Source organism: Flavobacterium sp. TN-1, assembly GCF_052828645.1.
Genome location: NZ_CM128253.1, coordinates 1,823,109 through 1,833,436 on the forward strand (window position 1 = coordinate 1,823,109; position 10,328 = coordinate 1,833,436).

Sequence of the window (10,328 nt, forward strand, 5' to 3'; positions counted from 1 at the left end):
ATGAAAAAAATAGGCATTATACCTTTACGAAAAGGATCAAAAGGAATCAAAGGAAAAAACAAAAAAAAAATGCTTGGACGGCCTCTCTTTTGTTGGGTGTTAACAGAAGCAATTTTTTCCGAATTAGATAAGATTTTTGTTTTTACGGATGATGAAGAAATACTAGCATTCATCGAAAAAGAATACACTTGGACAAATAAAGTATATCCCCTTTTAAGAAGTGCCGAAAATGCAAACGATACCGCATCAACAGAAAGTGCCATAAAAGAATTAGCAGAAAAAATTAATTACGATTTTGATATATTGTGCTTATTACAAGCAACATCACCATTTACAACATCCAATGATATTAATAAGGTTTTAAATAAACTCAATGAAAATTATGATGCTGCTTTAAGCGTTGTCAAAACACACCGATTCATTTGGTCTAATGAAGGTGAAGCCCAGAATTACGATATATTTAAAAGACCTAGAAGACAAGATTTTGAAGGACTCTTAATAGAAAATGGCGCAATATATGCCACTACAAAAAAAGAATTTCTGCAATCTAATAATAGAATAAGCGGTAAGATAGCAGTAGTTGAAATGCCAGAAGAATCATTAACAGAAATCGACAGCTTAACAGATTGGGAAATAGTAGAAATGCTTTTAGCTAAAAGACAAAAACAACTAAAAGAACAAAAAAGAATAGATTATTTAGTGCTAGATGTTGACGGAGTCTTTACTGATGGATGTGTATATTACAGCAAAGAAGGCGAATTAATGAAAAAATTTGATATGCGTGATGGAATGGGTTTAGAAATTCTTAGGCAAAATAACGTAGAGGTTGTTGTAATAACCTCTGAAAATTCCAAACTAGTAGAAGAGAGAATGAAGAAATTACAAATTAAAAACCTTTTTTTAGGAGTAAAAGATAAATTTTCATTATTAAAAGATTTTGTTTTAAATAAAAATACTAGTTTTGGAAATATAGCTTATGTAGGAGATGATGTAAATGATTTAACCTGTATTTGTTCCGTTGGTTGGTCTTTTACACCACAAAACGCCACGGTAACGCTGAAAAACAACGCAGACATTATTTTAAATAAAAATTCTTCTGAAGGAGCTATAAGAGAAACCTGTGAATGGATAATGAAATACAATAAAAGATATGATATTTAAAAAACCCTATGTAATTGCTGAAATAGGATGTAATCATAAAGGAAAAATAGAAATTGCCAAAGAACTTATAAAAATGGCAAAAGTATATTGTAATGTAGATGCCGTAAAATTTCAAAAACGAAACAACAAAGAACTCCTAACCGAAGAACAATACAATTCACCACATCCCAATCCTATAAATTCTTATGGCGATACTTATGGAGCCCATAGAGAATTTTTAGAATTTGATGTATATCAACATGCCCAATTAAAAAAATATTGCGAAGAATTAGGAATCGTATATTCTACCTCTGTATGGGATACTACATCCGCTAAAGAAATAGCTTCTCTACAACCAGAGTTTATAAAAATACCATCCGCATGCAATAATAATTTTGAAATGCTACAATGGTTGTGTGATAACTACAAAGGAGAAATACATATTTCAACAGGAATGACCACAAAGGATGAGGTAGATTCTTTAGTTAACTATTTTGTAGAAAAAAATAGAAATAAAGATCTTGTATTATATAATTGTACATCAGGATACCCTGTCCCATTTGAAGATGTTTGTCTTTTAGATATTAATTTCTTAATACAAAAATACGGTGATAAAGTAAAACATATTGGTTTTTCAGGACATCATTTAGGAATTGCTGTAGATATAGCTGCTTTTACTCTAGGAGCAAATGTGATTGAGCGTCATTATACATTAGATAGAACATGGAAAGGAACTGACCATGCAGCATCTTTAGAGCCAGAAGGAATGCGAAAATTAGCAAGAGATCTAAAAGCCGTTCATAAAGCATTGTCTTATAAAGAACAAGACATTTTACCAATAGAACAAATCCAAAGAGATAAATTAAAATTTAAAAAAGCTTAAAAAAGACATTTATGTCACAAAAAAAAATATTTATTTTTCTACCAGATGGGGTTGGTCTGCGAAATTTTGCACTTACAAATTTTAATCAAATAGGAAAAGATTTAGGATTTGAAATTGTATATTGGAACAACACCCCTTTTGATATCAAAAAAGAAATAGGATATGAAGAAATAAAAATTACCAATAATAAATTACATCCATTCACTACTGTTTTTACAAGAGCCAGAAAAAGAACAGAGTTAAATTTATTTGATAAAAAGTATAAAGAAACAGTATACAACACCTATAATTTTCCACAATCCTATAAAGGATTCAAAAACGCCTTTAAAAGTTTATACGTCGATTTTTTAGTAGTCACTAAATCCAATGAACAAGGCATAAAAACAATTCGAGAAAAAATAAAAAAATTAGAACGAACAACTGAAAAATACCAATATTCCAAAAAACAACTACAAGAACAAAAACCCGATTTTATTTTTTGTACCAATCCTAGGTCTACGCAAGCCATAGCACCTATTTTAGCAGCACAGGATTTAGGAATACCTACAGCTAGTTTTATATTTTCTTGGGATAATTTGCCTAAAGCAACAACCTTAATAGAACCAGACTATTATTTTGTTTGGAGCGATTACATGAAAAACGAATTGATTCAATACTGTCCTTATGTAAAACCAGAACAAGTTTTGGTCACCGGAACACCACAATTTGAAAGCCATTTTGATACGAGTTTGTTGCAATCAAAAGAAGATTTTTATAAGACACATCATTTAGATTTAGAAAAAAAATACATTTGCTTCTCTGGAGATGATATCGTAACATCACCATTGGATCAATATTATTTAGAAGACTTAGCAATATCAGTTAAAGAATTGAACCAACAAGGATATAATCTGGGGATTATATATCGTAAATGCCCTGTAGATTTTACAGATAGATATCAAAAAATATTAGATAAATATAAAGACGTTATCGTTTCCATAGATCCTTTATGGCGTCCCATAGGAAAAACATGGAACGAAATTATGCCAACAAAAGAAGATTTTGCCCTACAATCAAATATTTGTGAGCACACGGAATTTGTAGGCAACATAGCTTCTTCAATGGTTTTTGATTTTGTTGCACATAATAATTCATGCTTGTTCTTTGATTACGAGCAGCCACAGCTAAAAAAAGGAATTCGCGATATTGGTCAAAATTATAAATACATTCATTTTCGTTCCATGCCTTCCAAAGAAGCAGCTTTATTTGTACATGACAAAAAAGATTTAACAGCTATTGTAAAAAATATTTTAGATGAGAAGCTATCAAATGTTTCAGAAGGAAAAAAATGGTTTGATATTGTAGTTGGAAAAGAACCAACTTTAGCTTCGGAAAAAATTTGGAATAAAATAAAAACCCTTTTAACAAAGTAGTAAAAAATATTTTATTAGTAAGTACTTGGAAAAAAAGAGTTTTAAAAAGTAAATACTGTTGGTGATAACTTATTTGTTTTTAAATGAATGAAGAAATTTTTAATTTTTGTATTTAAAATAGTTGTACTTATTTTTTTAAGTGCTTTTCTTTTAGATGTTTTATATACTTCTGTTTATTTAAATTCAATAAATAGAGATAAAATCTTTAATGTCGTTAATTCTAAAAAAAAAGAATATGATCTTGTTATAGTAGGCTCATCTAGAGCTAATAATCATTTCATTACTAAAATATTTGTAGATAAGGGGATAAAAACATACAATTACGGTATGAGCGGTTCTACGTTACAAGAAACGCTATTGCTGTTAAAGATAATGATAGAAAATCAATTTAAAATTAAAAATGTACTAATTGAAGTAGATCTGAATCTTAGCACGGAAGGATTTTCAGAGGGGACAAGAGCAAAGTTTATGCCTTTTATAAAAAAAACAAAAGTTATTTCAGAATTTTATGAAAATAAAATAGATAGTTACAATTGGTTATGTTACCTACCTTTTTATAGATATATTAAATACGAAGCGAAAATAGGATTAAGAGAATTTTTTTTAAACCTAATAGAAAAAAAATCAGCTTATTTGTTAAATGGAGGTTTTACTCCTTTGATAGGAAAAGGAACTGAATTAGCTTATGATCTAAGATTAAGAAAGGCTAAAACGAATGTATACTATGAAGAAATAAAAAAAATTTGTATACAAAACAAAATTAATTGTATTGCTATAACAACACCTATATGTGCAAATACAAAAGGAATGAATTATTTTAAAAAAATAAAAGAAATTTATCCAGAGATAATACGTTATGATAAATTTATTGATGAAGATGTTTTTTTTTCTAGTTGTGGTCACATGAATGAAGAAGGCGCAAGAGTCTTAACAGAAAGAGTAATTCAAGATTTTTTTAAAAAATAATATGCATATAGCTTTTTTAACTCCAGAATACCCGCATGTCAAAATGAAACAGACAGGAGGTTTGGGAACCAGTATTAAAAACTTAGCAAACGCTCTAGTTATTAATGGAGTGAAAGTTACGGTATTTGTTTATAGACAAAAAAAAAATGAAATATTTAATGAAGACGGAATTGATTTTCATCTTATTCAAGATAAAAAATATTTATTTGTTAAATGGTATCTTTATAGAAAATATATTCAAAAATACGTAAATAAAGTAATTGATTTAGAAGAAATTAATTTAATAGAAGCCCCCGATTGGACAGGAATTACAGCTTTTATGAATTTTAAAGTTCCTTTAATTATTCGTTTTCATGGAAGTGATACTTACTTTTGCCATTTAGAAAAAAGAAAGCAAAAAATTAAAAATAAACTTTTTGAAACACTTGCCGTTAAAAAGGCGCAAGCTTATATAGCCCCCACTAAATTTGCAGGAGAACTTTCCGCCAGACTTTTTGGTTTGTCAAAGGAAAAAGTTACGACAATATATTATGGTTTAGATTTGGAGCAATTTCAAAATCCAAACTCAATAGAATTTGATAAAGGACTTATTTTATATATAGGAACATTAATTAGAAAAAAAGGAGTTTTTGAACTTCCCTATATTTTAAAAAAAGTATTTAAAGAAAACCCTTATGCAAAATTAGTACTGATAGGAAATGATTCCTACGACATAAAAACCAATTCAGTTTCTACATGGGAGTTATTGCAAAACGAATTCAAAAAATTAGAAATCTTTGATAAAATAGAATATTTAGGAAAAATTCCCTATAATGAAGTAAAAGATTATATTCAAAAATCAAACGTATGTGTTTTTCCAACGTATGCAGAAACATTAGGGATGGTTACTATAGAAGCAATGGCTATGCAAAAAGCCATAGTAAATAGTAATATTGGTTGGGCGCAAGAATTAATGGAAGATGGAAAAAGTGGATTTCTAGTTTACCCTGCCAATCATAAAAAATATGCTCAAAGAATAAATAGGATATTAAAAGAGGAAGACTTTGCAAAAAACATGGGAATAGAAGCCTCTAAATTTGTAACCTCTAAATTTGATGTTAAAATAATAGTACAAAAAAATATGCAATTTTACAAGAGTTTACTATGATTATAATTGTACATAATTTTTCATTTGTTACAAAAATAATTAATGATGATGCTGTATTTATTGATCCTTTCAAAAAAAAGAGGATAGGAGAGGTTATTTATAAAGTAGCAAAAAAAAATCCTGAGGAAATTATAGTATGGAGTCATGAAGACGCTCAAGAATTTATAAATAAAGAATATATTTTGAAAATTATGTCTTTTGATCGATTAATGATTTCATATACTCCCAATACGAATTATTTATCAGAAGATATAGGCTATATTGAAGATTCACCATTTATTAATATTAATAAAAAAATAAAATATCCCACTTGGCAAATGAGTAGTTTAGTGGGAGCTATCAATAGTAGTATTATATTACAAATGCCTATTGCTTTATGGTATTCTAAGAATTCAATTGATTTTATTCTTAATTCAGTAGCTAAGTTGTATCAACCATTAGGCTTGTTTTGTTATTCAGAACCTAGGTTGCTACTAAATTCTATTAATTCCTTTTCAAAAAAACAAGGAACACAAGGAGAAATTTTTAAGTTTGTAAGTCAACACTATAAAATAGTATGGTGTTATTTACTTTTTACAAATTATCTTGTTTATGAAAAAAGAATAACTCTTTTCAATCTTGTAAAAACTCTCTTTTATTCAAAGACTAAAAATAAAGGAAATGAATTAATTTTTAAAAGAATTTCACAAAGTATTGATTATAAAGAAGAAACGATTGATGTGATTATTCCCACTATAGGGAGGAAGAAATATTTATATGATATATTAAAAGATTTAAGTTTACAGACACATTTACCCAAAACAGTTATTATTGTAGAGCAAAATTCAGTACAAGGAAGTGTTTCGGAACTTGAGTATATTAATAGTGAATCTTGGCCTTTTTTTATAAAACATATTTTTACTCATCAAGTAGGAGCTTGTAATGCGCGTAACTTAGCATTAGAAGAAGTGAAAAGTAAATGGTGTTTTTTAGCAGATGATGATATTAGAATAGAACCAAAATTTTTAGAAAAAGGATTTGAATTTATTGTCAATTTAAAAATAGACTCGGTAGTTTTTAATTGTTTACAGAAAAATCAAAAAAATGAATGTACGGAAATATCACAAACCACTATTTTCGGTTCAGGATGTAGTATTTTTAATAGAAGATTCTACAATTTTATATATTTTGATAAAAAAATAGAATTTGGTTTTGGAGAAGATTTAGAGTTTGGAATGCAGTTACGAAATAAAGGATGTGATATAATCTATTTACCAGAACCATCAATATTACATTTAAAGGCACCGGTTGGAGGATTTAGAACTAAGTTTGTACATTCATGGGAGAATGATGTATATAAACCTAAACCATCGCCCACTATAATGTATGTAAAAAGGAAATATAGTTCTCTAAAGCAATTGCAGGGATATAAAACAGTATTGTTTTTAAAATTTTATAAAGTTCAAAATATAAAAAATCCCCTTGCATACTTTTTAAATTTTAAAAAACAATGGAAAATAAGTGAAAAATGGGCTGAAAAATTAAAAGAAAATGAAATTTAGTGTTATTATCTGCACCTATAAAAGGAAAAGCTCTTTAACTAATTTATTAGAGTCTATAAAAGCGCAAAAAACATATCCTCATCAAATAATTATTGTAGATGGTTCGCCCGATTCCGAAACAAAGGATACACTTTTTACACATCAGTATAAAAATCTGACATATTATCAAGTTTCTGAAGAAGAACGAGGTCTGACACGTCAAAGAAATTTTGGTATTACAAAAGTAAATAAAGAAACAGAAATTGTTTGTTTTTTAGATGATGATGTTATTTTGGAAGCAAATTATTTTGAAGAAATACTAAAAACATACCTAACCTTTCCAGACGCATTAGGAGTAGGAGGTTATATAACCAATGAGGTGAAGTGGGAAAAAAGCCAAAAAGAAAACATCGGATTAAAGTACTTTTATTGGGATGGATTTATAAGAAAAGAACCCAGTCGATTCAAATTTCGTAAAAGAATGAAGTTAGATACTAACTGTCCTCCAGGATATTTGCCTTTATTTGCTCATGGAAGAAGTATAAGTTTTTTGCCTCCAAGTGGAAAAACATATCCTGTAGAACAACTAATGGGAGGAGTTTCTTCTTTTAGAAAGAAACTATTTGAAAAGATTCAGTTTTCAACTTATTTTGAAGGGTATGGTTTATATGAAGATGCTGATTTTACTATTAGAACTTCTCAATTAGGGGAATTGTATTGTAATACTGCTGCAAGATTAGCCCATTATCATGCACCTTCGGGAAGACCTAATAAGTTTAAATATGGCAAAATGGTAGTAAGAAACGGATGGTATGTTTGGAGAGTGAAAAATCCTAATCCTAAATTTATAGACAGATGTAAATGGCACGTAATAACAGGTATATTACTTATGATTAGAATTGCCAATATATTTAAAGGAAGTAAAAAGAAAGAAGCCTTTCAGGAATCTTTAGGAAGAATTTGGGGATGGATTAGTATATTTGTCAAAATACCTCAATAAACGAATAGTTAATGAGATTTGTAATAATTACTCACGTACAACATATAGAAAAAAAGGGCGAAATATATGGTTATGCTCCCTATGTACGCGAAATGAATTTATGGATAAAAAATACAGATGAATTAATTTTAATAGCTCCAAAATCGAAAGGGGATATTGACCCTATTTGGTTATCCTATGAGTATAAAAAAAAAAAATGGCTAGAAGTACCTAGTTTTAATCTTACTAGTTTCAAGGCTATCGTTCACTTTATAATCAGTTTACCTATTCTGATTTATCAGATCAATAAAGGTTTTCGAAAAGCAGATCATATACATTTACGTTGTCCAGGAAACATGGGGTTATTGGGAGCTATTATACAAATTTTTTTTCCAAGAAAGAAAAAAACAGCAAAATATGCAGGAAATTGGGATCCAAATGCAAAACAGCCTTGGTCTTATAAATTTCAAAAATGGATTTTATCGAATACTTTTCTTACGAGAAATATGCAAGTGTTGGTATATGGAGAATGGCCTAATCAAACGAGTAATATAAAACCTTTTTTTACTGCAACTTATGAGGAAAAAGAAAAAGTAAAAAGTTATTTTAGTGAAAAGTTCAATAATGTACTAAAGAAAGAAATCAAAATCTTATTCGTAGGAACTTTAACATTAGGTAAAAATCCTCTATACTCAATACAAATAGTTCAAGAATTACTTAGACAAGGATATAATATTTCTTTAGAATTATATGGAGAAGGTATATTAAAAGAAGAATTATTATTATATGTAAAACAAAACCATTTACAAAAATCTATCTTTTTTAGAGGAAATCAAACGAAAGAAAAATTAAAAGAAGCCTATATAAAAAGTCATTTTTTAATTTTACCATCTAAAAGTGAAGGATGGCCTAAAGCAGTAGCAGAAGCCATGTTTTGGGGTACTATTCCTTTAGTAACTAGAGTTTCATGTGTTTCTAATATGCTTAATAATGATGAACGAGGAATCTTATTAAAGGAAGATATTGATGATGATGTAAGAAGAATTATTGATTTTTTACAAAAGGAAAAGTTTTTAAAAAGGAAAAGTGAAAAAGCACAAATATGGTCACAATATTATACCATTGAACAATTTGAATTGGCAATTAGTAAATTATTAATCCCATGAGAATAGTACAACTAATAGACACTTTAGAAATAGGTGGAGCAGAGCGTATGGCAGTAAATTATGCTAATGCTTTATCTAAAACGGTTGAATTTTCAGGTCTAATAGCTACAAGAAGTGAAGGACTATTAAAGGAACAAATTATTAAGAATGTAAACTATTTGTTTATCGATAGAAAGAAGGTATTAGATTTTAAACCGTATTTATCTTCACGGAATTATTTAATAAAAAATAGGATAACCCATATTCAGGCTCATAGTTCGTCCTTTTTTTGGGCAGTTTTACTAAAATTAACGGTTCCAAAGATTAAAATTATTTGGCATGATCATTATGGGTTTAGCGAAAATATAGAAGAAAGATCATTTCTCCTCTTGAAATATTTTTCTTGTTTTTTTACCAGTATAATTTCAGTAAATAAAAAATTAGAATCTTGGGCAAAGTATAAATTACTTTGTAAAAAAAATATATACATACCCAATTTTTTTGATTGGAAGTTTACAAATGAGGTAGTTAATTTAAGAGGAAAAAAAGGGAAAAGGATTTTGCATCTGGCTAATTTAAGACCTCAAAAAAATCATGAATTTTTATTAAAAATTGCAAAAGAGATTGTTTTATTACATCCAGATTGGAGTTTTCATTTAGTGGGACAAGATACAAATGATGCGTATTCTAAATCTATAAAAGAAAAAATAGTAGATTATAATTTAAACAATAATATTTTTATATACGGAGGATTATCTAATGTAGCTGAGGTTATTTCTGGCTGTGATATAGGAATTTTAACCTCAATTTCAGAAGGATTACCCGTTGCGTTGTTAGAATATGGTGCAGGAGGACTTCCCACAGTAACAACAGATGTAGGGGAAATCCCGAATTTTTTTAACGAAAAATTCGGTGCAATTATAAAAGTAACAGAAACAGCTGAATTTATAAAAGAATTAAATGATTTAATTCAAGATGGAGACAAACGTTTAGAGAAAGGTTTGGCCTTTCAAAAATTTGTAAACGAATTTTTTAATGAATCTGAAGTAATAAAAAAATTTATTGAATTTTGTAAATGACAATATCAAAGAAGAAACAAACAGATATATTAACTCTTTTAAAATCAAATAAGTTAT

General features: G+C 28.3%; 9 protein-coding genes. All 9 read left to right on the forward strand.

What is annotated here, in order from left to right; all coding sequences use genetic code 11:
- A complete protein-coding gene (locus ACUXZJ_RS07905; protein ID WP_060383077.1) occupies positions 1 to 1,161 on the forward strand; it encodes an acylneuraminate cytidylyltransferase in 1,161 nt (386 codons plus the stop codon).
- Positions 1,151 to 2,023 carry an N-acetylneuraminate synthase family protein gene (locus ACUXZJ_RS07910; protein WP_060383076.1) on the forward strand — a complete coding sequence of 291 codons (873 nt, stop codon included), beginning with the start codon at positions 1,151 to 1,153 and terminating at the stop codon, positions 2,021 to 2,023. Before ACUXZJ_RS07905 ends, ACUXZJ_RS07910 begins: the two co-directional genes overlap by 11 nt.
- Before the next feature lie 11 nt (positions 2,024 to 2,034).
- Positions 2,035 to 3,435 carry a hypothetical protein gene (locus ACUXZJ_RS07915; protein WP_063743779.1) on the forward strand — a complete coding sequence of 467 codons (1,401 nt, stop codon included), beginning with the start codon at positions 2,035 to 2,037 and terminating at the stop codon, positions 3,433 to 3,435.
- A gap of 87 nt (positions 3,436 to 3,522) precedes the next feature.
- Entirely contained in the window at positions 3,523 to 4,401 is an 879-nt protein-coding gene (locus tag ACUXZJ_RS07920) for a hypothetical protein (RefSeq protein ID WP_063743780.1), read from the forward strand.
- Between the two features lie 43 nt (positions 4,402 to 4,444).
- Positions 4,445 to 5,548 carry a glycosyltransferase family 4 protein gene (locus ACUXZJ_RS07925; RefSeq protein ID WP_335583220.1) on the forward strand — a complete coding sequence of 368 codons (1,104 nt, stop codon included), beginning with the start codon at positions 4,445 to 4,447 and terminating at the stop codon, positions 5,546 to 5,548.
- The gene (locus ACUXZJ_RS07930) at positions 5,545 to 7,089 is read left to right on the forward strand and encodes a glycosyltransferase family 2 protein (RefSeq protein WP_060383072.1); all 1,545 of its coding nucleotides are present in this window, start codon (positions 5,545 to 5,547) and stop codon (positions 7,087 to 7,089) included. The genes ACUXZJ_RS07925 and ACUXZJ_RS07930 overlap by 4 nt, the downstream gene beginning before the upstream one ends.
- Positions 7,079 to 8,068 carry a glycosyltransferase family 2 protein gene (locus tag ACUXZJ_RS07935; protein ID WP_063743782.1) on the forward strand — a complete coding sequence of 330 codons (990 nt, stop codon included), beginning with the start codon at positions 7,079 to 7,081 and terminating at the stop codon, positions 8,066 to 8,068. The genes ACUXZJ_RS07930 and ACUXZJ_RS07935 overlap by 11 nt, the downstream gene beginning before the upstream one ends.
- A gap of 11 nt (positions 8,069 to 8,079) precedes the next feature.
- The gene (locus ACUXZJ_RS07940) at positions 8,080 to 9,213 is read left to right on the forward strand and encodes a glycosyltransferase (protein ID WP_063743783.1); all 1,134 of its coding nucleotides are present in this window, start codon (positions 8,080 to 8,082) and stop codon (positions 9,211 to 9,213) included.
- Positions 9,210 to 10,271, forward strand: coding sequence for a glycosyltransferase (locus ACUXZJ_RS07945; RefSeq protein ID WP_060383069.1), 1,062 nt, complete (start codon positions 9,210 to 9,212; stop codon positions 10,269 to 10,271). Before ACUXZJ_RS07940 ends, ACUXZJ_RS07945 begins: the two co-directional genes overlap by 4 nt.
- The last annotated feature ends 57 nt before the right edge of the window (positions 10,272 to 10,328 follow it).